General features: G+C 74.9%; 23 protein-coding genes and 1 pseudogene. 9 read left to right on the top strand and 15 right to left on the bottom strand.

Going from position 1 to position 25,339, the window contains the following annotated elements; translation table 11 throughout:
* Nucleotides 1–48: 48 nt before the first annotated feature.
* A complete protein-coding gene (locus BS75_RS41425) occupies nt 49–2,427 on the top strand; it encodes a HelD family protein (RefSeq protein WP_231608058.1) in 2,379 nt (792 codons plus the stop codon).
* Here the strand turns inward: BS75_RS41425 and cas3g are convergent, their stop codons facing one another.
* The 8 genes from cas3g to BS75_RS41385 all read right to left on the bottom strand — a co-directional run bounded on the left by cas3g (nt 2,428) and on the right by BS75_RS41385 (nt 12,092).
* Nucleotides 2,428–4,683: a type I-G CRISPR-associated helicase/endonuclease Cas3g gene (gene cas3g / locus BS75_RS41420; RefSeq protein ID WP_034091887.1), complete on the bottom strand. Its 2,256-nt coding sequence runs from the start codon at nt 4,681–4,683 to the stop codon at nt 2,428–2,430. It lies immediately after the preceding gene.
* A gap of 122 nt (nt 4,684–4,805) precedes the next feature.
* Nucleotides 4,806–5,933 (bottom strand): YhgE/Pip domain-containing protein, encoded by a 1,128-nt coding sequence (locus tag BS75_RS41415; protein ID WP_034091886.1) that lies wholly within the window; start codon nt 5,931–5,933, stop codon nt 4,806–4,808.
* Between the two features lie 352 nt (nt 5,934–6,285).
* Complete coding sequence (locus BS75_RS41410) at nt 6,286–7,170, bottom strand: alpha/beta hydrolase (protein WP_034091885.1); 885 nt, start codon at nt 7,168–7,170, stop codon at nt 6,286–6,288.
* On the bottom strand, nt 7,167–8,240 hold the full coding sequence (locus BS75_RS41405; RefSeq protein ID WP_052070433.1) for a branched-chain amino acid ABC transporter permease: 1,074 nt from the start codon (nt 8,238–8,240) through the stop codon (nt 7,167–7,169). The genes BS75_RS41410 and BS75_RS41405 overlap by 4 nt, the downstream gene beginning before the upstream one ends.
* A 70-nt stretch (nt 8,241–8,310) precedes the next feature.
* Nucleotides 8,311–9,174: a branched-chain amino acid ABC transporter permease gene (locus tag BS75_RS41400; protein ID WP_034091884.1), complete on the bottom strand. Its 864-nt coding sequence runs from the start codon at nt 9,172–9,174 to the stop codon at nt 8,311–8,313.
* Nucleotides 9,174–10,013: an ABC transporter ATP-binding protein gene (locus BS75_RS41395; RefSeq protein ID WP_042437930.1), complete on the bottom strand. Its 840-nt coding sequence runs from the start codon at nt 10,011–10,013 to the stop codon at nt 9,174–9,176. Before BS75_RS41395 ends, BS75_RS41400 begins: the two co-directional genes overlap by 1 nt.
* Nucleotides 10,010–10,840, bottom strand: coding sequence for an ABC transporter ATP-binding protein (locus tag BS75_RS41390; RefSeq protein WP_081983120.1), 831 nt, complete (start codon nt 10,838–10,840; stop codon nt 10,010–10,012). Before BS75_RS41390 ends, BS75_RS41395 begins: the two co-directional genes overlap by 4 nt.
* Nucleotides 10,841–10,844: 4 nt before the next feature.
* The gene (locus BS75_RS41385; RefSeq protein WP_042437931.1) at nt 10,845–12,092 is read right to left on the bottom strand and encodes a substrate-binding domain-containing protein; all 1,248 of its coding nucleotides are present in this window, start codon (nt 12,090–12,092) and stop codon (nt 10,845–10,847) included.
* A gap of 257 nt (nt 12,093–12,349) precedes the next feature.
* On the opposite strand from BS75_RS41385, the gene BS75_RS41380 reads away from it, so the two are divergent.
* The gene (locus BS75_RS41380) at nt 12,350–13,105 is read left to right on the top strand and encodes a CoA transferase subunit A (protein ID WP_034091883.1); all 756 of its coding nucleotides are present in this window, start codon (nt 12,350–12,352) and stop codon (nt 13,103–13,105) included.
* A 3-nt stretch (nt 13,106–13,108) separates the two neighbouring features.
* Complete coding sequence (locus BS75_RS41375) at nt 13,109–13,768, top strand: 3-oxoacid CoA-transferase subunit B (protein ID WP_034091882.1); 660 nt, start codon at nt 13,109–13,111, stop codon at nt 13,766–13,768.
* Nucleotides 13,769–13,798: 30 nt separating this feature from the next.
* On the opposite strand, the pseudogene BS75_RS47475 reads toward BS75_RS41375, so the two are convergent.
* Both BS75_RS47475 and BS75_RS41370 read right to left on the bottom strand, forming a co-directional pair.
* Nucleotides 13,799–14,269: pseudogene (locus BS75_RS47475) on the bottom strand (heme-degrading domain-containing protein); the annotation flags it as partial.
* Nucleotides 14,266–15,333, bottom strand: coding sequence for a Gfo/Idh/MocA family oxidoreductase (locus BS75_RS41370; protein WP_034091881.1), 1,068 nt, complete (start codon nt 15,331–15,333; stop codon nt 14,266–14,268). The gene BS75_RS41370 and the pseudogene BS75_RS47475, both read right to left, overlap by 4 nt.
* A 56-nt stretch (nt 15,334–15,389) precedes the next feature.
* Here BS75_RS41370 and BS75_RS41365 point away from each other — a divergent pair, with 56 nt between their 5' ends.
* Complete coding sequence (locus BS75_RS41365) at nt 15,390–16,487, top strand: ROK family transcriptional regulator (protein WP_034091880.1); 1,098 nt, start codon at nt 15,390–15,392, stop codon at nt 16,485–16,487.
* A gap of 80 nt (nt 16,488–16,567) precedes the next feature.
* A complete protein-coding gene (locus BS75_RS41360) occupies nt 16,568–17,143 on the top strand; it encodes a HutD/Ves family protein (RefSeq protein WP_034091879.1) in 576 nt (191 codons plus the stop codon).
* Here the strand turns inward: BS75_RS41360 and BS75_RS41355 are convergent.
* Both BS75_RS41355 and BS75_RS41350 read right to left on the bottom strand, forming a co-directional pair.
* Entirely contained in the window at nt 17,127–17,486 is a 360-nt protein-coding gene (locus BS75_RS41355) for a cupin domain-containing protein (protein ID WP_034091878.1), read from the bottom strand. The two genes, BS75_RS41360 and BS75_RS41355, sit on opposite strands and share 17 nt — an antisense overlap.
* 179 nt (nt 17,487–17,665) lie before the next feature.
* Entirely contained in the window at nt 17,666–18,277 is a 612-nt protein-coding gene (locus BS75_RS41350; RefSeq protein ID WP_034091877.1) for a DEAD/DEAH box helicase family protein, read from the bottom strand.
* Between the two features lie 104 nt (nt 18,278–18,381).
* Between BS75_RS41350 and BS75_RS41345 the strand changes: the two genes are divergently transcribed.
* The gene (locus tag BS75_RS41345) at nt 18,382–18,993 is read left to right on the top strand and encodes a winged helix-turn-helix domain-containing protein (protein WP_034091876.1); all 612 of its coding nucleotides are present in this window, start codon (nt 18,382–18,384) and stop codon (nt 18,991–18,993) included.
* The gene (locus BS75_RS41340) at nt 18,990–20,288 is read left to right on the top strand and encodes an MFS transporter (protein WP_081983119.1); all 1,299 of its coding nucleotides are present in this window, start codon (nt 18,990–18,992) and stop codon (nt 20,286–20,288) included. Before BS75_RS41345 ends, BS75_RS41340 begins: the two co-directional genes overlap by 4 nt.
* 9 nt (nt 20,289–20,297) lie before the next feature.
* On the opposite strand, the gene BS75_RS41335 is transcribed toward BS75_RS41340, so the two are convergent.
* The gene (locus BS75_RS41335; protein ID WP_152645840.1) at nt 20,298–20,891 is read right to left on the bottom strand and encodes a histidine kinase; all 594 of its coding nucleotides are present in this window, start codon (nt 20,889–20,891) and stop codon (nt 20,298–20,300) included.
* Nucleotides 20,892–21,162: 271 nt separating this feature from the next.
* Here BS75_RS41335 and BS75_RS41330 point away from each other — a divergent pair, with 271 nt between their 5' ends.
* Entirely contained in the window at nt 21,163–21,315 is a 153-nt protein-coding gene (locus tag BS75_RS41330; RefSeq protein ID WP_156164342.1) for a hypothetical protein, read from the top strand.
* A gap of 64 nt (nt 21,316–21,379) precedes the next feature.
* Here the strand turns inward: BS75_RS41330 and BS75_RS41325 are convergent, their stop codons facing one another.
* On the bottom strand, nt 21,380–22,465 hold the full coding sequence (locus BS75_RS41325; protein ID WP_034091874.1) for a DUF5937 family protein: 1,086 nt from the start codon (nt 22,463–22,465) through the stop codon (nt 21,380–21,382).
* A gap of 99 nt (nt 22,466–22,564) precedes the next feature.
* Between BS75_RS41325 and BS75_RS41320 the strand changes: the two genes are divergently transcribed.
* Nucleotides 22,565–23,947 (top strand): MFS transporter, encoded by a 1,383-nt coding sequence (locus tag BS75_RS41320; protein WP_231608057.1) that lies wholly within the window; start codon nt 22,565–22,567, stop codon nt 23,945–23,947.
* Here the strand turns inward: BS75_RS41320 and BS75_RS41315 are convergent.
* Entirely contained in the window at nt 23,937–25,130 is a 1,194-nt protein-coding gene (locus BS75_RS41315; RefSeq protein WP_152645841.1) for a methyltransferase, read from the bottom strand. The genes BS75_RS41320 and BS75_RS41315 overlap by 11 nt on opposite strands.
* Nucleotides 25,131–25,339 lie beyond the last annotated feature (209 nt).

Here is a 25,339-nt window from a genome sequence, read left to right as displayed (position 1 = left end):
CCCCGCACGTCTGCCCCGGCCCAATTCTTTCTAGTCAATGGAGCAACCGTGGTCGCCGCGTCATCGTCATCGTCATCGTCCGAAATCGATTCAACGGGCCCTGCCGAAGCCTCCGACACCTGGCGGGCCGGGGAGCTGCGCGCGGAGAACGAGTACGTCGGCAGGCTGTACCAGCGGCTCGACGCCCAGCGCGAACTCGCCACCGCCCGACTGCGCGAGATCCACCTCCAGGACAAAGGCGGAACGAGCCAGTCCCGCATGGAGCGCGACACGCTCGAAATCCACCACACCCGCCGGTTGTCGGAACTGCACGCCGCCGAGTACGGGCTCTGCTTCGGACGGATCGACAGCGCCGACGGCGAGCGCCAGTACATCGGCCGGATCGCCCTGGCCGACGAGGAGCACGAGCCGCTGCTCACCGACTGGCGGGCCTCCGCCGCCGAGCCGTTCTACCGCGCGACGCCGGCCGCCCCCGGCGCCGTGGCGGCACGACGGCACCTGCGCAGCAAGGGCCGCACCGTCGTCGACTTCGACGACGACGCCTTCGGCCTGAACGCCCTGGAGGGCCGGGACAGCTCCGAGCTGAGCGGGGAGACCGCGCTGCTCGCCTCGCTGACGGCGGCCCGCACCGGGCGGATGGGCGACATCGTCTCCACCATCCAGGCCGAGCAGGACCGGGTCATCCGCTCCGAACTCGGCGGCGTGCTGGTGGTCCAGGGCGGCCCGGGCACCGGCAAGACCGTGGTCGCGCTGCACCGCGCCGCCTACCTCCTCTACACCCACCGCGACCGGCTGGCCAAGAGCGGCGTGCTGGTCATCGGGCCGAACACGACCTTCCTCCGCTACATCGACCAGGTGCTCCCCGCGCTCGGCGAGAGCGAGGTCGTGCTCAGCAGCATCGGCGCGCTCTTCCCCGGCGTCACCCCGACCGGCACGGACACGCCCGAGGCCGCGGCCGTCAAGGGCGACGTCCGGATGGCCGGGGTGCTCGCCGCCGCGCTGGACGGCCTGCGCGAGCTGCCGGAGGAGTCCTGGACCATCACCGTCGGCAAGAGCTCGCCCTACCACCTGGAGCTGGAGCTGAGCCGGGCCCTGTGCGAACGGGCCCACGCCGCCGCGCACCGCAGCCGCGAACCGCACAACCAGGCGCGGGCCGACCTGGTCGAGCGGCTCTCCTCGGAGCTGGCCCTGCGGATCGCCAGGGACCGGGACGCCAAGGACCCGGGCTCCCGGATGCACCTGGACGACGTGGCGGACCTCGCCGACGCGCTCGTCGGCGAGCCCGAGCTCCAGGCCGCGGCCGACCGGCTGTGGCCGCTGCTGAGCCCGGAGCAGTTGCTCACCACCCTGTTGGCCTCCCCCGAACGGCTGGCGCGGGCCATGCCGGGCTTCACCGGTGCCGAGCGCGCCGCGCTGCTGCGCGAACTGCCGGACACGGATGCGGCGGCCGCGACTGCAACCGCGACGTCAACCGTTCCCGCGCCCGCCTGGACCGTGGCCGACGTGCCGCTGCTCGACGAGGCCGCCGAGCTGCTCGGTCCGCTCCCCGGCAGCGACACCGCCCACCGGGGCGGACCGGACGCCGCCGAGCTGGAGTTCGCCAAGATCGTCCTCGACGACTTCGGCGTGGGCCTGGTGGAGATGGACGCGGAGATGCTGGCCCGCCAGTACCGGGGCGACGAGTCGCTCCGCCCCCTGTCCGAGCGCGCGACCGAGGACCGGACCTGGGCCTTCGGCCACGTGATCGTGGACGAGGCACAGGAACTCTCCCCCATGGACTGGCGGCTGCTGACCCGTCACTGCCCCGGCCGCTCCATGACCATCGTGGGCGACCTGGCGCAGACCGGCGCCCCGGCCGGGCTGAACGCCTGGAGCGAGGCGCTGGAGGAGTACACGGCGGGGCGCTGGCGCACGGTCGAACTCACCGTCAACTACCGGACCCCGGCCGAGATCATGCGGGTCACCGAGGGCGTCCTGCGGGCGGTCGGCCCGGCACTCACCGCGCCCAGCGCGGTGCGCGAGGGCGGCAGCCGCCCGTGGAGCCTCCGGATCCCCGGGGACGACCGGGGGCCGGCGCTGCGCACCGCCGTCGAGCGGGAGGTCGCGGCGCTGGACGGCCGCCGGATGGCGATCATCCACGCCCCCGGGTTCCCGGCCGGACTGATCGACCTGCTGGCCGGGTTGGAGGGGGTCACGGTCGCGGACGGGCCGTCGGCGCTGGACTCGCCGGTGGTGCTGATGACGGCCGCCCAGTCCAAGGGGCTGGAGTTCGACTCGGTCCTGGTCGTCGAGCCCACGGAGATCCTCGCGGCGCACAGCCGCGGCGTGAACGACCTCTATGTCGCGCTCACCCGCGCCACGAAGACCCTCGGGGTCGTCCACAGCGGGGAGCTGCCGGAGATGCTGGCGGGACTCGACCCCCGCTGACTAGCCGGGCGGCAGCAGCAGCGGCGGCACCGGACCGTCGTGGCGGGCGCTGGAGCGCCAGTCCGCGACCCGGACCAGGGTCTCCAGGTAGGCGAGGCGGAACGGTCCCAGGTCCTCCCGGTCGCGGAGGGCCAGGGCCTGTTCCGTCCAGGATCCCGGCCCGGCGGTGCGGAACGCCGCCGTGCTCAGGGTCCGCGCGCGGAACCGCTCGCCGGTGGAGAGCTCGATCGGGGGTGTGCGGTCCCCGTCGCGGACGCCCAGCAGCTGCGCTGCCTCCTCCGGACGGCGGTGCGGCGCGATCCGCAGCTGGCCGTGGTGGGCGGCGGCGAGGTACGCCACCAGCCGGTGGTCCGGCTCGCCGCCGCCGTCGGGCTGCTCCTCGCCCAGCAGGATCAGGGCGCTGACCAGTTCGTGGCGGAAGTGGGCCCGGCTGTTGCCGATGCCGTTGTGGGGCGCCTTGGACTTCGCCAGCAGGCCGGGCGGCGGGTCGCCGCCGCCGGAGCGCAGCATCTCCTGGAACGCCGGGTGGCACTTGCCCAGGTCGTGGTAGCGCGCGGCCCGGGCGACGGCCGCCCGGTGGGCCGCCGAGACGCCGGTCAGCGCCGTGACCAGCCGCTCGGCCTCCTCCTCGGTCTCCATCAGGTGCTGGTCGAGGCTCACCCAGCTGGTGCAGGCGAAGAGCTGCCGGGCCGTGGCAGCGGACCCGGGTTCCGCGATCGCACCGCAGGGCACGACCGGCGTCCGGCTGTCGGGGGCCCAGCCCTCGTCCTGCAGGTAGCCGCCGAGCCCGGCGTCGAGCAGCAGGACCGCCCCGGGACGCAGGTCGCCGGCGTCGGCGGGCCGCCACCGGTGGTCCCGGCGGTCCCGGGTCCAGGCGCGGCCGTCGAGCAGCTCGGGCAGGTCGGCGAGCGGCACCGGGCAGAGCTCGTCGGCACCCGGGTCGGGCTCCTCCTCGCCGGGCGCGCCCTGCTCCCAACGGCGCCAGGCCACCAGGGCGTCGCCCTCGGCGGGCCCGAGGATCCAACCGGCGACGCCGGTGCCGTCCGGCTCGCGGCTGGTGTCGAAGAGGTCGAGCAGGTCCGCCCGCCGCAGCGGGGGCGCGGGCGGGGAGGGCTCGGCGACCGACGCCTCGAAGAACTCCCCCGTGCTCACCGCCCTCCCCTCACGCTCCGTCAACCACTCGGCGACCCGGTCGCCGCCGCCGTCCGCTCCCGGCGGCGGGCACCACAGCAGCCGCCCGCCGTCGGGCTCCTCGCCGTGGCGGTTGCAGCGGCCGGCCCGCTGCACGATCGACGCCCAGGGGGCGAGTTCGGTCAGCAGCGTCCGCGCCGAGAGGTCGGTCCCGGCCTCCAGCGCCGGGGTGGCGACCAGGATCAGGTCGGCCGGTCCCTCCGTGACGACGGGGCGCTCCCCGGCCCGGAACCCCCGGTGCAGCAGGCGCACCTCGCGTCCGGGCGCGGTCGCCCGCAGCTCCCGGTACAGCGCCCGCGCCCGCTCGGCGGTGTTGAGGACGGCGATGCTCCGCGTGCCGGGGACGTGCGCCGCGACCAGCGACCGAGCGAGCTCCGGCAGGTACCGGGCGGGGTCGGGTCGCAGCCGTTCGACCCGCCGCTCCGCGCCCAGCCGCGCCTGCAGCGCCTCCTCGTCGTCCCCGATCCCGCCACCCGTCCGGGTCGAGCACATCCACATGGTGCGCGTGGGCGCGACCGTGCCGAGCTCGTCGCGGAGCTGCTGGAGCCGGATGCCGGTCTGCCGTGCCGGTCCGAGCAGGTGCATCTCGTCGAAGACCCACTGGGTGTCGGTGTGCAGCAGCGCGAAGGACACCGCCTCCATCCCGCGCCAGTCGGCGAAGCCGCGCATCAGCGCCCGGCTGAGCAGCGCGTCGGCCGTGCCGACCAGGATCGCGCTCTGCTCGGGACGCCGCCGCCAGGCTCCCCCGGACGCCGCCGCGCCCGCGACCAGGTGCAGCCCGACCTCGTCGGCGAGCCCGAGCCGCCGCAGCCACTCCCCGATCCGCACGGCCGTGCCGTGGGCCAGGCTGTGCGCGGGCAGCACGTGGACCAGCCGACGCGGCGTCACCCCGGTTGCGGCGACCTGCCGCCGGTAGAGCCAGGGCAGTACGGCGGCGGCGGTCTTGCCCGCCCCCGACGGCGCTTCCAGGTACTCGGGAAGCCCGTCGGCCGCCAGCGCGGCCTGGTACCCGTAGGGCGTGTGCCCCGTCGCCGTCCGCATGAACTCCGCGAACCCGTCCGCCATCCGTGCTCCCTCCCTCGCGACCGCACTCTAGGCGAAGCCTGACGAGCGGCTCAAGGACTCGTCGCGGCGCGCCCCGTGGCGGCCGGCCGTGGTCACCGCGCCACGGCCGGCCGGGCGAGCCGTCAGGCGACGGCCGTGTCGGTGTCGAACTCGCCGGTCGGCGAAGCGGTTTCGCCGCGCCGGCGGAGCCGGTGGTGCTGCAGGTGCGAGCCTGCTGCGGCGATCACCGCGCCGCCGAGGATGTAGACCGCGATGACGATCAGATGACCGGTGATGCCGTCGGCGCCGAAGTAGACGATCCGTCGGACCGCGTCCGTACCGGCCCCGTTGGGCAGGGCGCCGCTCAGCGCCCGCCAGAACGGCGGCAACAGGGTGGGCTGGTAGGCGCCGCCGGCGGACGGGTTGCCGAGGATCACGAACACCAGCACGGTCACCCCGATGCCCAGCACGCCGAAGAGCATCTGGAAGGCCATGGTGACGGTGGCCGAGGAGGCGACCAGGAGCGCGCCGAGCAGCCACAGGGCGAGGAAGTGGCCGGTGAGGGCGCCCAGGAGCTGGTCGACGACGAACGCGCCGCCCAGTCCCGACAGGACGGCGTACGGGACGACTGCGGCGAGGCGGAAATACGCGCGGCGCGGTGTGGCCGGCCGGACTCCCTTGGCGACGCCGAGCAGCGCAGCCACCAGATAGCCGCCGACGATCCAGCCGATGACCAGGTAGAACCCGGTCAGGCCGCGCCCGTCGCCGGGCTGCAGGGGCACGATGTCCCGCACCGTCAGGGAGCGGTGCTGCGCGGCGTCGACCTGGGTGAGCACGGTGGTGACCGCCCCCGAGACCGAGGTGCCTCCGGCCGAGGACACGAGCAGTGTGTCGGTGTTGGACGTCGGATCGACGATGAACGCGGCCGAGGTGTCGTCGTCGCGGATCTGCTGTTCGGCCAGGGCCTGGTCGGCGACGGCGGTCGCTTTCACCGGGTTCGACCCGATCGCGTTCAGCTGGTCGACGGTCCGGGCCGAGACCTGCGCCGGGGCGACCACGGCGACGGGTATCCGGTGCGGCTGCGGGGAGTGGAAGGCGCCCACGTAGGACAGGATGAACGCGAGCTGGAGCAGGAGCACCCCGAACAGCAGGGCGACCGTGCGAGGAGACACGGCGTCCCACCACTCCGCCCAGAAGCCCTGCTCCGGAGCCGGTGGCCTGGGTTGGGGCTGCGGCGTCTCGTTCTCGGCGGGCACGTCGGGCGAACTCATACGCGAACTCCTTCTCGGTCGGCTGCCGACCTGCTACCCGATCCTGACTGGGGCAATCTGTCGACTCGGGCACAGCGCCCCGGCCCCGAGGCCCTCGTCGGCCGCGACGGGGTCCGCCAGTGCCGACCAGCAGCCCACGGTTCCGTCACGACGGCTGCGCGGCATTCGCCGCATCGGCGCAGCGCCGGGCGGAACCGGTGTCGCGCCCGGGTCCGTCCACGAACTGAGCCTGTGGTCGGGGTGTCCGATATCAGCATGTTCCGGTGCCCCAGAGGCCCCGGGAAGTCTCATGGCCTCCGCTACGACCGCAGGGGCCTGCGGCGGAACACCCCGCAACTGGCCTGAGGCCACTTCACCGGGCGGCGGCCAGCAGCCGGTCGGCGACCGTGCGGGCGCCGCGCTCGCCGATCAGGATGCTGTAGTGGTTGGTGTCGGGGACGAGCTCGACGGCGAGCCGGTCCGGGTCGAGCGCCGCCGCCTCCAGTCGCTTCGGGTCGTACAGCCCCTGGGCCTCGTCCATCAGGCCGCGTTCGGCCCGGAGCAGTCGGGCCGGGCAGGGCAGCCGGTGCACGGCGCCCAGCACCTCCTCGCTGTCGAACAGGTCGACGCTGTCGGCCCGCACCGCGTCCAGCCGACAGGTCGAGCGGAGCTCCGGCTCGGTGCCGGTGAGGTCCCGCTGGATGTAGGCGTCGGCCCAGTCCGACCAGTCGTCGGCGAAGGCGGGATGCCGCCGCCAGAAGGTCCGGTAGGCCGCGCGGTCCGGGAAGGTCATCGACAGCCGGGTCATCGCCGGGCCGATCACGGCGGTGATCAGCTCGTCCGGGTCGACCCCGGCCGGACGCGGGAAGCCGACCCCGCCGTCGACCAGCAGCAGCCGGTCCGCCAGCTGCGGGTGGCGGACGGCGGCCGTCGCGGCGACGAAGGCGCCCATCGAATGGCCGGTGAGGACCACGGCCGGCAGGCGCAGCGCCGTGGCCAGCGCGGCGACGTCGTCGGCGTGCACCCCGATCCCGAACGGGCCGGCGACGGCCCTGCTGCCGGCCCGGCCGCGCAGGTCGGGGGCGATCAGGGTGGCCCGTCCGGCCAGCGCGTCGGCGACCCGGCCCCAGGACAGGGCGTTGGCGGTGACGCCGTGCAGCGCCAGCACCACCGGGGCGTCCGCCCGGGTCGCGGGCCAGCGCAGCGCGGTCAGTTCGCCGCCGTCGACGGGGACCCGGATCTCCTGGTGGTCGGTCATGCCGCTGTCCTCCCTCTCTGCTCGACCCGCTGCTGACGCTGTTCCCGCCGGGCGGCGCGGACCGCGCGGATGTGTTCCGGAAGTCGTACCACGCCCCCGGGGAGGGCGTACACGATCAGCACGAAGAGGGCGCCGAGCAGGAACAGCGGCTGCGACAGCGGCACCCGCAGCACCGCCGGCAGCCCGGCGACGGCGCCGGTGCCGGCCAGGTCGGTGAGCCGCTGCTGCGCCCAGGTGTAGAGGATCCCGCCGACCATCGGCCCCCAACGGCTGCCGGAGCCGCCGAGAACGACCATCACCAGCAGCGACAGGGTGAAGTCCGAGGTGGTGGTCTGCGGGGTCGCGCCGCCGGTGAGCAGCAGGTAGACCACGCCGCCGAGCGCGGCCAGCGCCCCGGCCAGGGTGAAGGCCACGAGCTTGTAGCCGTAGGGGCGCAGCCCCAGCACCTCGACCCGGCGTTCGTTCTCCTTGATGCCCTCCCAGACCCGGCCGGTGGGCGAGCGGACCGCCCAGTGGACGGCGGCGAGGGTCAGCACCAGGTAGCCGAGGGCCACCCAGTAGAGGTTGGCGGTGTGGTCGATGCCGACGAAGGCGCCGGGCAGGCCCTGGGCGGCGCGGCCCTCCTCGCCGCCGGTGACGCCGCCGGGGTCGCGGTTCACCAGGATCGACCCGGCCTGGGCGAAGGCCAGGGTGACCATGGAGAAGCCGATGCCGCTGACCCGGAGGCTGACCGAGCCGAGCAGGGCGGCGAGCAGCGTCCCGAAGGCGAGGCCGAGCAGGGCGGCGGGCCAGAAGCCCAGGCCGGACTCCAGCATCAGGGTGTTGGTGGCGTAGGTGCCGGCCGCGAAGTAGAGGGCGTGGCCGAAGGAGAGCAGTCCGGTGCGGCCGAGCAGCAGGTCGTAGCCGGTGGCGAGGGCGCCGAAGACCAGGCACAGGGCCAGCAGTTGGAGGTTGCCGGGGCTGCCGACCGGACCGTCGAGCAGGCCGGGCAGCGGCAGCGCGCTGTAGGGGGCGACGACCAGCAGCAGCAGGACGGCGGCCGGCCAGTAGCGTCCGCTCCGGCGCAGCAGGGCGCGGCGGTCGGCGCGGGCGGCGGTCGGCGCGGGGCCGGGGTGGTGGGCGGGTGCAGGGCGGTGGAGTTCAAGCGAGCCTCCCGGTCAGTCCGCGCGGCCGGAGCAGCAGCAGGGCGGCGAGCAGCACGACCACGGAGAGGTCGCCGAGGCCGCCGGTGGTGTAGTAGTTGGCGAACTGCTGGACCAGGCCGACGACGACGGAGGCGAGCGCGGCGCCGCGCACGGAGCCCATGCCGCCCATCACCACCACCACGAAGGCGAAGATCAGCAGCGAGCTGCCCTGGCCGGGGTCGACCTCGCCGAAGTAGACGCCGCCGAGCGCCCCGGCGAGGGCGGCGGCGGCCCCGCCGAGGGCGAAGACCAGGGTGAACGCCCTGCGGACGTCGATGCCGAGGGCGGTGACCATGGCGCGGTCCTCGACGCCGGCCCGGACGACCAGGCCGAAGCGGGTGCGCCCGAGGAAGAGTTCGAGTCCGGCCAGGACCAGCACCGCCGCGCCGATCAGCAGCAGCCGGTTGACCGGTATCACCGCGCCGAGGACGCGGACGGTGCCGGCCAGCGCGGCCGGGGTGGGGAAGGTGCGGGCGTCGGAGCCCCAGATCGCGGAGAGCAGCGCGGGCACGGCGAGGCCGACGCCGACGGTGACCAGCACCTGTTCGCGGGGCCTGGCGTAGAGCCGGCGGATCAGGCCGAGTTCCAGCAGCACGGCGGCGGCGGTGCCGACGGCCGTGCCGAAGAGCACGGCGAGGACGAAGCCGCTGCCCCGGGAGGCGGCCCACCAGGTGGCGTAGGCGCCGACGGCGAGCAGCGCGCCGTGGGCGAAGTTCAGCACGTCCATCAGCCCGAAGATGAGCGAGAGGCCGGAGGCGACGAGGAAGTACAGCGCGCCGAGGCCGAGTCCGGTGAGGGTGAGCAGTACGAGGACGGACATCAGAGACCTCCTGCCCGGGGGGTGCCGGTCGGTCGGGGGGAGTGGGTTGACGTGGGGTCAGGTATGGCCGCCGTCACTGACAGTTCCACCGCTGCGGGTTCCGCCGCAGGTCGGAGCGGGGTGCTCCGGCCGACGCCGAGCAGGGTGCGGGCGGCGGAGGCGTCGGCGAGGAGCTCGGCGGCGGGGCCGGTGTGCGCGGTGCGCCCGTCGGCGAGGACCACGCAGTCGGCGGCGAGCCGGCGGACCAGCGCCAGGTTCTGTTCGACCAGCAGCACCGGCACCGCCTCGGCGGCGCGCTCCAGCGCGACCGCGACCTCGGTCACGATGCGCGGGGCGAGGCCCTTGGTGGGCTCGTCGGCGATGATCAGGCGGTTGCCGTTGAGCAGGGTCCGGGCGATGGCGACCATCTGCTGCTGGCCGCCGGAGAGCGTCCCGGCGGCCTGCCGGGCGCGCTGCCTGAGCTCCGGGAACAGCTCGTGCACCAGCGCGTAGTCGGGCTCGGCGGCCTCGCCCGGTCCGGACCGCTCCGCGAGGCGGAGGTTCTCGGCGACGGTGAGCCCGGCGAAGACGCCCCGGTCCTCCGGCACGTAGCCGATGCCCCGGCGCACCAGGGCGTGGGTGGGGAGGCCGACGGTCTCCGCGCCGTCGAACCGGATGCTGCCGGTCCGGGGCACCAGTCCGAGGATGCCGCGCACGGTGGTGGTCTTGCCCGCGCCGTTGCGCCCGAGCAGTGCGGTCACCCCGCTCGCGGCGACGTCGAAGCCGACGCCGTGCAGGATGTGCCGGCCGCCGATGACCACCCGGAGGTCGCGGACGCGCAGCAGGGGTTCGGCGGTCACAGGGCCTCCCCCAGGTACGCGGACTGGACGGTCTCGTCGGCGGTGACGGCCTCCGGGGTGTCCAGCGCCAGCAGCGTCCCGTGGTGCATCACGGCGAGCCGGTCGGCGAGTCCGAGCAGGACGTCCATGTGGTGTTCGACCATCAGCACGGTCCGGCCCTCGTCGCGGTGGAGCGAGCGGATCAGCTCGGTGAGCGCGGGGACCTCCTCGGCGCTGACGCCGGCCATCGGCTCGTCCAGCAGCATCACCCGGGGGTCGCCGACCAGCAGCACCGCCAGTTCGAGCTTGCGCTTCTCGCCGTGCGAGAGGGCGCCGGCCGGGGTGTCGGCGCGGTGGGCGAGGCCGGTGCGCTCCAGGGTGCGGGCGGTCTCCCCGGTGTAGGGACGGGCGCGCCGCCACAGGCTGTAGGAGCCGCCGCCCGCGGCCTGCGCGGCCAGCCGGACGTGGTCGGCGACGGTCATCCCGGGCCAGAGGCTGGAGGTCTGGAAGGTCCGGCCGAGGCCGCGCCGGGCGCGGGCGTGCGGCGGCAGCGCGGTGATGTCGGTGCCGTCCAGCGCGATGCTGCCCCGGGTGGCCCGGTTGAGCCCGCTGATCAGGTTGAACAGCGAGGTCTTGCCGGCCCCGTTGGGTCCGATGAAGGCCAGGAACTCGCCCTCGCGGACGTCGAACGTGACCTCGTCGAGAATGGTCGCGCCGCCGACCTGCCAGCCCAGGGAGGCGAGTCGGAGCACGGGTGCGGGGACGGCCGTGGCCGCCGTCCCCGCACCCGGGTCCTCGGCCTCGACCGTCGCGGGCCCGCGGCCGCCGGTCGGGGTGGGGGTGCTCATCGGCTCAGCCCGCCATGGTCACGGTGGGCGGGGCCACCTGAGCGGCCGTCAGGGTGGCGACCAGCTGCGGCTTGGCAGCGGCGCCGGTGCCGACCAGGGTCGCCTGGAACCTCGGCTGGAGCAGCGCGTGGTCGGCGGCACGGATCTGCTCGGGTCCCTTGGGGCCGTCGAAGCTCCAGCCCTCCAGCGCGCCGACCATGGTCGCGGTGCTGGTGGTGCTGGACTGCAGCGCGTGCACGATCATCTGCGCGGCGGTGAAGCCGTCCGGGGAGAACAGGTCGGGGGTGCCGCCGGCCTTGGTGATGCCGTTGATCATCGCGGTCTCGACCGGGTTGTCGCCGCCGGCGCCCGGGAAGTAGTGGGCGATGAAGGAGACCTTGCTGCCCGCGTCGCCGAACAGCGGGTAGGAGGCGACGCCGGCCAGGCCGGTGACCACCTTGACCGAGCCGACCACGCCCTGCTGGTCCAGCGCGGTCCACAGGGCGGGGGCGTTGGCCCCGGCCCAGGCCACGTAGACCAGGTCCGGCGCGGCGGACTTGACCTGCTGGGCGTAGGAGGTGAGGTCGGTCGCGCTGGGCGGGACCAGCACCGAGCTGATCGTGGCGCCCTTGGCGCCGAGGACCTCCTTGACGGCGGCGACGTTGGCCTGGCCGAAGGCCGAGTCCTGGCTGAGGACCAGGATCTTCTTCCCGGCGGGGTCGCCGACCAGGCTGCCGGCGGCGGCGACGTCCTGGTAGCTCTGCCGTCCGGAGCGGAAGGTGTACTTGTTGCTGCCGGTGATCGCGTCGGCGGCGGCCGGGCCGCTGATGTAGAGCACCTGGTTCTGTGCGGCGAGCGGGGCCAGCTGCACCGCGATGCCGGAGTCGACGGTGCCGGCCAGGACCTTGTAGCCCTTGCCGATCAGGTCCTTGGCGTCGGCGACGGCGGTGGTCGGGCTGCCGGTGTCGTCGTCCTCGGTGACCTCGATCCGGTGCCCGTCCACCTTGCCGCTGCCGCCGGTGGCGTAGGCGAGCCCGGCCTCGAAGCCCTGCTGGTACTGGAGCCCGTAGGCGGCGAGCGGGCCGGTCCTGGAGTAGATCAGCCCGACCTTCACCGGCGCGGTCGCGGAGGCCGGGCCCCCGGCGGCGGTGCCCGCGGTCCCGGCCGAGGCGCAGCCGGCGAGCAGGAGTCCTGCGGCAGTGACCAGGGCCAGCGGCGGGAGCAGTCTGCCCCGGCCGGCGGCGGTGGCGGCGGTGCTGGTGTTCGGCTTCATGGTTGGCCCTCTCGTGGAGCCCCAGGACGCCGGTGCTGCTCGGCGCCCGGGTGCGGCCCGGCCTGGGTGGTTTTGGTTGCTCGAACCGTAGGAGCACGGCACCGGGCTGGACATGTGGTGGGCAACCGTTCCTACCGGCGCGCCCATGTGTCCGGCGCACATGGACCGCACAGCGCCGCCGCAGCAAGGGTGGGCACACCCCGCCGAGGGACGGCGGGGCACAGCCGGGACGCGTGGAAGGCACAGGCGAGAACGTTATGGACAAGGTGGTGGGCTCGGTCGCCGAGGCGGTGGCCGACATTCCCGACGGGGCGTCACTCGCCGTCGGCGGCTTCGGCCTCTGCGGCATCCCCTCGACGCTGATCGCGGCCCTGGCGGAGGCCGGGACCGGCGGGCTCCGGGTGGTGTCGAACAACTGCGGGGTCGACGACTGGGGGCTGGGGCTGCTGCTGCGGGCCGGCCGGATCAGCCGGATGACCTCGTCCTACGTCGGCGAGAACAAGGAGTTCGCCCGGCAGTACCTGAGCGGGGAGCTGGAGGTGGAGCTCACCCCGCAGGGCACGCTCGCGGAGCGGCTGCGGGCGGGCGGCTGCGGCATCCCGGCGTTCTTCACCCCGGCCGGTGTCGGCACCCAGGTCGAGGCCGGCGGCCTGCCCTGGCGATACGCCGCCGACGGCGCGGTGGCGCTGGCCTCTCCGGCCAAGGAGGTCCGCGTCTTCGGCGGTCGCCGCTACCTGCTGGAGGAGGCGATCGGCACGGACTTCGCCCTGGTCCGGGCCGAACTGGCGGACCGTCACGGCAACCTGGTCTTCCACGCCGCCGCCCGCAACTTCAACCCGCTGGCGGCGATGGCCGGGCGGACCACGCTGGTCGAGGCGGAGCGGATCGTCGAGCCCGGGGAGATCCCGCCGGACGCCGTGCACCTGCCCGGCATCCACGTCGACCGGATCGTCCGCGCCGACCCCGGCGACAAGCGCATCGAGCGCACCACGACCACGCCCAGGAAGGACTGAACCGTGCCACCGCTCACCCGTGACCGGCTCGCCGCCCGCGCCGCCGCCGAACTCCGCGACGGCCAGTACGTGAACCTCGGCATCGGCCTGCCGACGCTGATCCCGAGCCACCTGCCGCCCGGGGTGGAGGTGGTCCTGCACTCGGAGAACGGCATCCTCGGCGTCGGCCCCTACCCGTACCCGGGCGAGGCCCACCCCGACCTGGTCAACGCCGGCAAGGAGACGGTGACGCTGCGCCCCGGCGCGTCCTGCTTCGACTCGGCCGCCTCCTTCGGCATGGTCCGCAGCGGGCGGGTGGACGTCACCGTGCTGGGCGCGATGCAGGTCTCGGCCGGGGGCGACCTGGCCAACTGGACGATCCCCGGCAGGCTGGTCAAGGGCATGGGCGGGGCGATGGACCTGGTCCACGGGGCCCGCCGGGTCGTGGTGGTGATGGAGCACACCGCGAAGGACGGCAGCCCGAAGCTGCTGGAGTGCTGCACCCTGCCGCTGACCGGACAGTCCGTGGTCGACCGGGTGGTGACCGACCTGGCCGTCCTCGACGTCACCCCGGCGGGCCTGCGGCTGGTGGAGCTCGCCCCGGGGGTCACCGTGGACGAGGTCCGCGCGGCGACCGGCTGTGAACTGCTGGTCGCCGCCCGGCTCGACGCCCCGGCCGGCTAGGCCCCGCTCCCCGCCGTCGGCCGCCGCCGGCTCGGCCAGGAACAGTCCCAGCGCCTCGACCACCAGCCGGTGGTCGGCGAGCTGCGGCAGCCCGGAGACCGCGAACGTCCCGACCGGGCCGACGTCGCGGACGCGCAGCGGGAACGCCCCGCCGTGCGCCGCGAAGCGGGCGGGGTCCAGCCGGGAGCCCTCCTCGAAGCTGACGCCCCGGTCCCGGAAGCGCTGCCCGACCCGGTAGGAGCTCGCGTCGAAGCGGCGGACCACGGCGGTCTTCCGCTCGATCCAGGCGTCGTTCTCCGGAGTGGTGCCGGGCAGCGCGCAGTGGAACAGCTGCTGCTCGCCGCGCCGGATGTCGACGGTGACCGCGTGGCCCCGTTCGCGGGCGAGGGCGACCGTCAGGCAGCCGAGCCGCCAGGCGTCGTCGTTGTCGAGGCGCGGCAGCAGCAGCCGCTGCTCCTCGGCCTCCAACTCGGCGGAGGTCGGCGGCTGTTCGGCCGTCACAGGGCCACCACCCGCTGCTCGGCGGCCGAGCGGCGCGCGGCCTCCAGGACGGTGAGCGCCACCGCCGCCTCCTCGGCGGTCACCGGCACCGGTCCCCGGCCGCGCAGCGCCTCGGCGACGGCGGCGTAGTAGTCCTGGTAGGCGCCGCGCTCGGTCGGATGGGGCGCGAGCCGGTCGTCGGCGCCCAGCAGCCCGTAGCCCTCCGGCGGGGTCGTGCCCCAGTCCGGAGCGGTCGGGGAGCCGCCGGCCTTCAGCGCGGCCTCCTGCCCGTCGAGCCCGTGGCAGACGTACGCGGCCTCGCTGCCGAGGACCCGGAACCGGGGGCCCGGGTCGCCGGCGACCGCGCTCATCCACAGGTGCGAGCGGACGCCGCCGACGTGGCGCAGGGCGAGGAAGGCGTCGTCGTCGGTCTGCGCGCCCGCCCGGCGGGCGTCCAGTTCGGCGTAGACCTCGGCGACCGGACCGAACAGGGTCAGCGCCTGGTCGACCAGGTGGCTGCCCAGGTCGTAGAGCAGCCCGCCGGCCTCGGCCGGGTCGCCCAGCTCGCGCCAGCCGCCCTTGAGCTGCGGGCGCCAGCGCTCGAACCGGGACTCGAACCGGTGCACCGTGCCCAGCTTGCCGGTGCTGACGAGTTCGGCGACCGTGCGGAAGTCACCGTCCCAGCGCCGGTTCTGGAAGGCGCTCAGCAGCAGGCCGCGCCGCTCGGCGAGGGCCGCCAGGGTGCGCGCCTCGGCCGCGGAGGCCGCCAGCGGCTTGTCCACGACCACCGCCAGGCCGGCCTCCAGCGCCGCGGTCGCCTGCGGGACGTGGAACCGGTTGGGCGAGGCGACGACGACCAGGTCGAGGCCGAGGGTCGGCAGTTCGGCCGCGTCGTCCACCACCCGCACGCCGGGGTGCTCGCGCAGCGCCTGCGCCCGGCGCCCGGGGTCACCGGTGACGACCGCGGTCAGCTCCAGGTCCGGGGTGGCGGCGATCAGCGGCGCGTGGAAGACGGAGCCGGCCAGGCCGTAGCCGATCAGGCCGACCCGCAGCGGAGCGGGGCTGGAAGAAGGAGGAGTAGCCATGCCCCCAGTAAAACAACAGTGTGGAGAAAGTGGCAAGCTGCGCCATACTGGAGTCCATGGCCAACCTCACCGCCCTGCGCGACCACAACACCGCCGCCGTCCTCGGGGCGATCCGCGGCGCGGGCGAGACCAGCCAGGTGGAACTCGCCGCCGCGACCGGGCTCACCGCCCAGGCGATCAGCAAGATCGTGAAGCGGCTGGCCGAGGAGGGCCTGGTCACCCGGGCCGGGCAGGCCCTGCCGACCGGCGGCAAGCCCCGCACCCTGCTCCGGCTGGTCCCGCAGGCCCGCTGGGCCGTCGGCGCCCACCTGCACCGCAGCGGGGTGACCGCGCTGCTGGTCGACCTCGACGGCCGGGTCGCCGGATCCGCCGCGCTGGCGATCGGCCCGGACATCACCCCCGACCACATCCTGGACCGGCTCGCCGAGCTCGTCGACGGCCTGCTCGCCGGGGTCGAGCGCGAGCGGGTGCTGGGCGTCGGCCTGGCCTGCCCAGGACCGCTGGACCAGCGGGCCGGCGTGCTGCACCGGGTCACCGGACGGCCCGGCTGGGCGGGCGCGGCGCTGGGACCGGAGCTCGGCGCCCGGCTCGGCCTGCCCGTCGCCCTGGACAAGAACACCACCGCCGGCGTGCTCAGCCAGCCAGGATCGCCCGACCGCGCCTTCGTCTACCTGGACGACGGGCTGGGCGCCGGGCTGGTCCTCGGCGGCCGGGTGCAGCGCGGGGCCCGCACCAACGCCGGCGAGTTCGGCCACCAGGTCCTCGACCCGCGCGGCCCGCGCTGCGCCTGCGGCAACCTGGGCTGCCTGGAGGCCCTGTGCCTGGCCGCGCTGGACGCCGGGGCGCCGGACCGCGCCGCCGACCTCCTCGGCGAGGGCATCGCCAACCTGGTCCGGCTGCTGGACCTGGACGAGGTGGTCCTCGGCGGCCGGGCCGTCCTGGCCGCGCCCGAGCTCTACCGCACCCGGATCACCGCGCTGCTGGGCGAGCGGCTGCCGGACCCGGACTGGCAGCAGGTGGCGGTCTCGGTGGCCGGGGCGGGTCGGCAGGCGGTCGCCCTCGGCGCGGCGGGCCTGGTCCTCGGCCCCCTGTTCGGCACCGGCGAGGCCCTCTCCCCCGCCCCGGCGCCCCCCGTGGCCGGGGCCGACATGTGATCATGGCCGTCGCAGGCCGCGACAGACGTCGCAGACACGGCACGGCACCACACGGCACGGCACGGAACGGAGAGCGGTCAATGGCGACGGCAGAGGTACGGGTACTGCGGGCGGGCGAGCGGACGGCGTCCGCGTGGAAGAACGGCGGCGGGGTGACCCGCGAGGTCGCGGCCTTTCCCGAGGGCGCGGACCTGGCCGGGTTCCACTGGCGGGTGAGCCTCGCCGACGTGGCCCGGGGCGGACCGTTCTCGGTCTTCGCCGGCATCGACCGGGTGATCACCGTCGTCCGGGGCGGCGGCATGGTGCTGACCGTCGACGGGACGGACCACGTGGTCGACGAGCCCTACCGGCCGTTCGCCTTCTCCGGGGACGCGGACACCGACTGCCGGCTGCTCGAAGGGGCGCTCGTCGACTTCAATGTGATGACCCGTCGGGGCACGGTCACCGCGCGCGTCGACATCGTCAGGGGCACGACCCGGCTGGAAGGGCCGACGGTGCTGGCCATCCTGTTCGAGGGCGGCGCGGTGCTCCGTGGCGGCGACGCCACCGCGCCGGAGCACCTGGGGCCGCTGGACGCGGTACTGCTGACCGGCGGCGGCGCCGTCCTGGAGGTGGACGGCACCGCCGCCGTGGTGGTGCTCAGCCCTGCGGGGTGACCTCGTCCATGACCACGTAGGTCTTGCGCAGCGTCTCGTGGACCTGCCACACCCCGGTCCAGCCGGCCGGGGTGACCAGGGTGTCGCCCGGACCGATCTCCACCGGCTCACCGCCGGTCTCGGTGACGGTGGCGCGGCCCGAGAGGATCTGGCAGACCTCGTGGTAGCCGGCGCGTGCGGCCGTGAAGCGGCCGGGGGTGGCCTCCCAGATACCGGTCTCGACGCCGCCCTCCGTCTGCCACACCGTCAGCGCGGCCTCTTCCTGGCCCGGCGTGGTGGTGGTCGGCTTGGGGGCGCGGGCGCCCAGATCGGCGCTGTCGGCGGCGTGCAGCACTATGGCCATGATGCGGTGACTTCCTGCCTCGAACGGTGCGGCCGGGGCCCAGGCACGGGCCCCGGCCGACGGGAACGACGGTCCTGCCGGACCGTCCCCCACCCTGGTCCCGGCCCGGCCGCGCCGACCACTGACAACCTGTAAGGGCAACGCCCCGGGTCCTGCCACCGACGCACCCATCCGTCGACTCAGCCGTTCTCCGCCGCCCGGACCAGGCCGAAGTGCTCGATCGTCCGCTCCGCCACCTCCGCCACCGAACGGTGGGTGTTGTCGATCCGCAGGTACTCCGAGTCCGGCCAGTGGTCGAAGTCGCCCTCGGAGTTCAGCCGGTGGGCGCCGTCCAGCTCCACCACATGGCGGCGCGAGGCCGCGAGGTCGCGCTTGGACGGCTTCTCGGCCAGCCGCAGTTCGCCCTCGTTGCGGCGCAGCCGCTCGGTCCGACTCGCCGCCAGTTCGAGCAGCAGCACCCGGCCGCCGCGCGCCCGGAACGGGGCCGCGTACTCCTCCAGCGCCCGGTGGTCCTCGGGCTCCTCGAAGGCGAGCACATAGGTGAAGATCAGTCCGGGCAGGTCGCTTCCGGCGACCTCCGCCATCAGCTGTCGCCGGAAGCCGCCCACCAGCCGGTGGAACTGCGGCGTCCCGAAGTCGAAGTAGCGCAGCACCGGCTCGATCGACACGTGGTTGTGGAACAGCCGCAGCCCGGTCCTGGCGGCGATCTCGTGCCCGACGGCCATCTTGCCCACGGCGGGCGGACCGATGATGCGCAGCAGGGTGGGCGGGACGTCCGGGGCTTCACTCATCGCGCCAATCTAGGGCGGACCGCTGGAGGCCATCAACCGCCTTCGCCCGACGGCGATCGCCCGCGGTGCTTGTAAAGGGTTCTTTCTAAAGATATCTTTCCATCATGACCGAGCAGGAACCGCTGCCCTCCATCCGCCTGACCGACCCCCGCGCCCTCCGCGCCTACGCCCACCCGACCCGGATGGCCCTGGTCGGACTACTGCGCCGGGAGGGCCCGCTGACGGCCACCCAGGCCTCGGCGGTCATCGGCGAGAGCGTCGCCAGCTGCTCCTTCCACCTGCGCCAGCTCGCCAAGTACGGGCTGGTGGAGGAGGCCGGCGGCGGGCGCGGCCGGCAGAAGCCGTGGCAGGCCACCGCGATGACCACCAGCTGGGACGACGGCCCGGCCGACCCGGCCGCCGCAGCCGCCAGCGAGGCGCTGCAGCTCGCGATCGCGGGGCTGTACTTCGACCTCACCACGCGCTGGATCCGGGACCGTCCGCGGGAGCCCGCGGAGTGGCAGCAGGCGGCGCACTTCGGCGACTCGCTGCTGTACCTGACCGCCGCCGAACTGACCGAGCTGGGCGAGCAGTTCCAGCAGCTGATGCGGCCCTATCAGGAGCGGCTGGTCAACCCCGGGCTCCGCCCCGAGGGGTCACGGCCCATCAGCCTGGTGCACCTGGCCTTCCCCAGCCGCTTCAGCGGGACCGACACCACCGGGAGCCAGGACTCATGACCGCCGTCGACCCCTCCGCCCGGCCGACGGCCGGGGCCGCGGTCCGCCGCCGGTGGATACCCGAACTGCTCCTGGACACCGCCTTCCGCCGCTACTGGACCGGCCAGTCCATATCCGTGCTCGGCGACCAGGTCTCCGCCCTCGCCCTCCCGCTGATCGCGGTCGTCACCCTGCACGCCGACGCGACCCGGATGGGCTTCCTGACCGCCGCGATCTGGCTGCCCAACCTGCTCTTCGCGCTGCACGCGGGCGCCTGGGCCGACCGCCGGGGCCGGCGGCGCCGGACGATGATCGCCACCGACCTCGGCCGCGCCGCCCTGGTCGCCACCCTGCCGCTCGGCTACGCCCTGCACGCCCTGACGCTGACCCAGCTCTACGTCGTGGCCTTCGCGACCGGGACCCTGTCCGTGCTCTTCGACGTCAGCCGGGCCCCGCTGTTCCAGGCGCTGGTCCCGGCCGGACGCTATGTCGAAGGCAGTTCGCTGGTCAGCGGCAGCAGCGCGATGGCGCAGGTCCTCGGACCGGGCCTGGGCGGGCTGCTGGTCCAACTGCTCTCCGCGCCGCTCGCGCTGCTGGCCGACGCGCTCTCCTTCGTCGCCTCGGCGCTCTGCCTGTCCCGGATCTCCCCGGCCGAACCGCCGCCGACCCCCGGCGGCCGGGGCGGACTCACGGCCGGACGCCGGTTCATCGCCGGCTCCTCGGTGATGCGGGCCGCGCTGGCCGCCACCGCGACCGTCAACTTCTTCACCTTCATGGCCAACGCGCTGTTCGTGCTCTACGCGATCGGCACCCTGCACCTGAGCGCCGGGCTGCTGGGCGCGGTCCTCGGCGCGGGGGCGGTCGGCGGGGTGGTGGGCGCGGTCAGCGCCGGGGCCGTGGCCCGGCGGGTGGGCGTCGGCCGGACGTTCCTGATCGGCCTGATCGTGTTCCCGGCGCCCATGCTGCTGATCCCGGCCGCGCACGGGCCCACCCCGACCATCCTCGCGCTGCTCTTCGCCGCCGAGTTCGGCTCCGGAATCGGCATGATGTGGCTGGACATCGCCGCCGGATCGATCTTCTCCACAGTCGTCCCGCCCGAGCTGCTCTCCCGGGTCACCGGCGCCTACCGCACCGTCAACTTCGGCGTCCGGCCGCTGGGCTCGCTCGCCGGCGGACTGCTGGCCGGTGCGATCGGCCTGCGGCCGACGCTGTGGCTCGCCGTCGCGGGCGCCACCGCCTCGTTCCTCTGGCTGCTGCCCTCCCCGCTCCCCCGGCTGCGGGAACTCCCGCAGCCGGGGGGACCGGCCCCCGGCTGAGCGAGCGGGTCAGTCCGTGCGACCGCTGCCGCTCTCCGGGCCGCCGTGGCCGTCGCCGAGATCCGCGTCATCGTCGTCGTCCTCGGACTCGGCCAGCTCGACCTCTCCGTGCAGCGAGTCCTCCGCCGCCTTCTCCGCCGCCCGCACCTGCTCGGCGACCTCCTCCGCCGGACGGCGCACCAGCGTGGCGCCGTGGCGGGCGGCGAGCTCGTCGGCCGGCGCGGGGTCCTCCTCCTTCAGCTCGACGATCAGCTGACTGCTGGCGTCGGGGACGCCCGCGCCCAGGAAGATCAGCCCGGCCCCCGCCTCCTGGATGTTGTGGCCCTCCAGCGCACTGCCGACCCAGGCCCCCGCCGCCATCCCGAGGAAGGAGCCCATCGGCCCGGCGACCAGGCCCACCAGCGCCCCGATCGCCCCGGTCAGCACGGTCGGGGCACCCGCGAGGTGGACGTAGCTGTCGCCCATCTCGACGATGCCCTCGGCCGAGCGGGTCAGCACGGCGGCCTGGCGGATCCCGGGCAGGTGCTGGGCCTCCTCGAAGGCCTTGGAGATCTGATCGCCGTCCGTGGCGGTGATGAACAGGACACTGTGCACAGCAGCCACGGCGGGCTCCCCTTCGGACGCGCACCCCGACCGGGGTGACCTGCCCTCCAGTGTGGGAGACGCGCCCCCGTTCCTCCACTCGTCCGCCGCCGCCGACCGCCCCTGATCCGGCGTCGGAGCTCCGCGCCCGGGGAGGCGGGACGATCAACCTCAGATTCAGCTCAATATTCGTTCTCCGGCCATGGTTCCGGGCTTACTGTGTGCCATCAGCAGTACTTGTTCGGGTGTCAGGGGGATCGCTATGAAGCGGGTGTGGGCAACGATCGTGTCGGTGGCTCGGCGGGTGTGGCTGGCCGGGGACCGGAACCGGGACCTGGCGGGCTCGACCCAGCAGTACGGGGCCCCGGGGCCGGACGTGACCGCGATCCGGATCGAGGAGCAGCACCGCCTCGGCAGCACCGGGGGGTCGAACTTCCTCGGCTGACACCGGGGGCGGACCGGTCCGGCCGGGCTCGGGGGGGCCGGCCGGACCGGCCGCCCGCTCCCGGTCAGCGCAGCAGCGCGTCGAGGAGGTCGGGGCCGAGGTCGGCCGTGGTGGATGCGTCGAGCTCGTAGAGGACGTAGCGTCCGCGCCGACGGGTCGTCAGCAGTCCGGCGCGGCGCAGCAGGGCCAGGTGGCGGGAGACCTCGGGGGCGCTGAGGTCCCAGCCCGAGGCGAGTTCGCCGGTGGTGTGCGGGCCCCGGGCCAGGGTGCGGAGCAACCGCAGCCGGACCGGGTGCGCGAGGGCGTCCAGCCGCAGCCGCACCAGCTCCATCGGGACGGGCGCCGGCTCCTCCGCCGTGGCGACCGGGTACTGCATGACCGGGCGCCAGCCGGGGGCGTGCACGACGACCAGGTGCGGCCGGCCGAACACGGTGGGGACGAAGGTCAGGCCGCCGCCGGTCGCGTCGGCGCGGTTGTCCTGGAGCTTGTCGACGACGATGGTCCGCCGGGCCGGGTCGAGGCCGACCGAGCCGGAGACCGAGGCCAGGGTGTCGGCAAGGCCGCGCCGGGCCATCAGGTCGGCCTTGAGCCGCAGGTCGGCGGCGAGTTGCGGGTGGACGCGCTGCCAGGTCGCGTCGAAGAAGGCCGGTCCGCAGTCCTCCAGCGTCCGCCGGACCCGGGCCCGCACCGAGGCCGGGTCGGCCATCAGCCGGTCGGCGAAGGACGCCTGCTGCGGGCCCCGCGCCTGGGCGAGGTCGAGGGCACGGGCCCGGACCCGGGCGTCCGCCAGCGGTGAGGGCAGTCCGAAGAGCGTCCGGTCGCTGCCGCAGGTGGTGGTCAGCGCGGCGGCGACGTAGACGTGGTCGTCGAGCCGGTCGACCGTGTCCAGCTCCTCGGCCAGGGAGGCGCCGGGGCGGCCGGGCAGCAGGAAGTCGGCGCGCGAGGAGCGCCACAGGAACTCGGCCTCGGCGAGGCGTTCGGCGAGGTCGGGGTCGAGCGCCGTCCGGGTCTTGGCCGCCCAGCCCTGCCAGGCGGGGTGGTGTCCGGGCACGGCGAGGACGTGCAGCATGGCGGTCAGCTCGGCCAGCGGCGAGGCCGCGAACAGCAGCTGCTCCGGCTGGACGCCGGTGATGTCGACGGTGAGGCTCACCCGGACATCGTCGCAGGTGGAAACCGCTGTTCCGGCGCCGATTGACGACAACCGTCAATCGGCGTGACCGGCGGCGGGCGGGACCGCGACGGTGACCGCATGACCTCCTCGATGATCCGGCCCCCGGTCGGCCGCGACGCCGTCGTACCCGGCTCCGGCTCGCCCGCCGCCGACCCACCCGCCCGCACCGCCGACCGTCCGCCCCTGCTGCGGCTCGGCGCGCTGGTGCGGGCCTCCGGCGGGCCCCGCTACGGCCTGGCGCTGGTCGTGGACTCGCTCGGCTCCGGCCTGCTGCGGCCCTTCCTGCTGCTCTACGGCATCAAGGTACTGGGGCTCGGCGCGGCGGCGACCGGGGTGGCGATGTCGGCGGGGATGGTGCTGGGGCTGGTCTCGGTGCCTTTCGTCGGACGGTGGATCGACCGGGGCGCCCGCTCGACGGTGGTCGCGGCGGCGATGCTGGTCCGGGTGCTGGGCGTGGCGCTGCTGCTCGCGGCCGGGCACGCCGGAGCTCCGCCGGTCTGGGGTTTCGCCGTGGCCGCACTGTTCCTGGGGGTGGGCAACCAGTGCTGGCCCCCGGCGCACGCCGCGCTGGTCGCCACGGTGGCGGCGGCCGAGGAGCGGGACGCCGCGCTGGCCGCCGGGCGGTCGCTGCGCAACGCCGGGCTGGGCGCGGGCGCGCTGATCGCCACCGTCTGCCTGGGCGGCGGGGCCGGCGCGCTGCGGGTGCTGGCGGCGGTGACCGCGCTGGGCTACGCGGTGGCCGGTGTACTGGCGTGGTCGGTCCGGGTGCGCGCGGCCGGCCCGGCCGAACCCGGGCGGGCGCCGTCCGGCGACCGGTCGCGCTCCGGTGACCGGTCCGGGCCCGGCGCTCGGTCCCGGTCCGGGGGCCGGTCCGGGGGCCGGGGGCTCGGCGTGCTGGACGTCGCCAACCTGCCCTACGCCTTCTGCTTCAACGTGCTGGAGGTCGCCCTCCCGGCCGTGCTGGTCACCCGGCTGCACGCCGCGCCCGCCTGGTCCGCCGGGATCTTCGTGGGCAACACCGCCATCGTCGTCGCCGCCCAGATCGCCGTGGTGACCCGGCTGCGCACCCGGGCGCGGCGCTCGACGCTGGCCCTCTCCGGGTTGCTCCTGGCCGGCTCCTACCTGGGCTTCTGGGCAGCCGGCTCGCTCGGCTCCTGGGCCGCCCCGGCCGGGATCGCCCTGGTGTCGGTGGTCTATACCGCCGGGGAGATCCTCTACACCGGCAGCGCCACCGCGCTGATCGCCGCGACCACCCCGCCCGGGCAGCTGGGACGGGCGCTGGCGCGGTTCCAGCTGAGCAGCGGGATCGGGCTGGCGGCCTCACCCGCCGTGCTGATGGCGCTGCTCGACCGGGGCTCGGGCGTGCTGTGGGGCGGCCTGGCCGGCGCCACCCTGCTGGCCGCCTGCGCGGTGCGGCGCTGGGCGGCCGACGACTCGGCCGGACCAGCCGTCAGTTCCTGACCGCCCGCAGCACCACGAACTTCGGGTCGCTCGCGACGACCTCGCTGTTGCCGAAGATCCGGCGCAGCTTCACGTGGTAGCCGAGGTGCCGGTTGCCGACCACCCACAGTTCGCCGCCGGGGCGCAGCGCCACGTGCGCGCCGCTGAACATCCGCCAGGCCGTGGAGTCGGTGGAGGCGTGGTAGGTGTGGAAGGGCGGGTTGTTCAGGACCAGGTCGACCGAGCCGGCCGGGATCCCGGCCATGCCGTCGCCGACCCGGAAGCTCGCGTCGGCGACCGCCTCCGGCGCGGCATTGGCGGTGAAGGTCTCCCGGGCGGAGGCGACGGCCTGGTGCGACTCGTCGACGAAGAGCAGCTCGGCTCCGGGCGCGGCGAGCGCGGCGGCGGTGCCGACGACGCCGTTGCCGCAGCCGAGGTCGACGATCCGGCGGAAGCCGTGCCGCTGCGGCAGGTTCCGCAGGAGGAAGCGGGTGCCGATGTCCAGGTGGTCGGCGCAGAACACGCCCGCGTGGTTGGTGACGGTCCGTCCGGCCAGCGGGCCGGTGTCGGCGGGCAGGTCGTACCGGTGCGGCCAGGGGTTGGCCGGTCGGACCAGCTCCGGGTCGGGCGCGCAGTGGATCAGGCGCGCCTTGCGGACCGCGAGCGAGGTCCGGACCGGCCCGACCAGCCGTTCGAAGGTCTGCAGGGTCGAGGTGTGGACCTCGGTGACCATGCCGGCGCCGACCACGGCGGTCCCGGCGTGGAGCGCCGGGGCCAGCCGGTGCAGCTGGTCCTCCAGCAGGGCCAGGCTCTTGGGCACCCGGACCACCAGCACGTCGATCCGCTCCGGCGGGGCGTCCCGGGTGGTGAGCTGCCGGACCGCCTCCGGGGCGAGGCCGTTCCGGTCGAGGTTGCGCAGCGTCGCCTGCTGGGCCAGGTAGGAGTCGCTGATCTGCACCGGCGGCTGCGCCTGGCGCTGCACGGCGAGGGCGGTGGCCAGCGCGCCCCAGCGGTCGCCGACGACGGCGACGGCGCCGGAGAGGTCCACCGGCGCGGCGGGCTCCGCTCCCGGCAGCGCGGCGGTTCCGGCGAGGTGGCGGAGCAGGTACTCGTCGGCGGCGTCCCAGGCCCGGAGCTGCTCCCGGGGGTCCTCGGGGTGGCGGGCCAGGTCGAGCGGGCCGTGAGCGGTCGTCAAGCGGTTCATTTGGTACCAGAGCTGGTCGGGACGGTGGCGGGGAGTCACGCCGCGGAGGTCTCCGCGCTTGCCGTGCCCGGAGAGGCAGCATAGTCGACCGGCGCGCCGCAGACGCAGGAGGACGCGCTCCGGTTCTGCCGCGTCCCTGACATTATCCATCTGTTCACCAACAGCCTCCCGCACCCGGGCTCCCCCCTGCGCCAGAGTCTTCCTCGGCC

It is taken from the genome of Streptacidiphilus albus JL83 (genome assembly GCF_000744705.1).
GTDB classification, from domain to species: Bacteria; Actinomycetota; Actinomycetes; order Streptomycetales; family Streptomycetaceae; genus Streptacidiphilus; species Streptacidiphilus albus.
The sequence above is the reverse complement of the archived record's forward strand: the minus strand, read 5'-3'. Positions and strand labels throughout refer to the sequence as shown.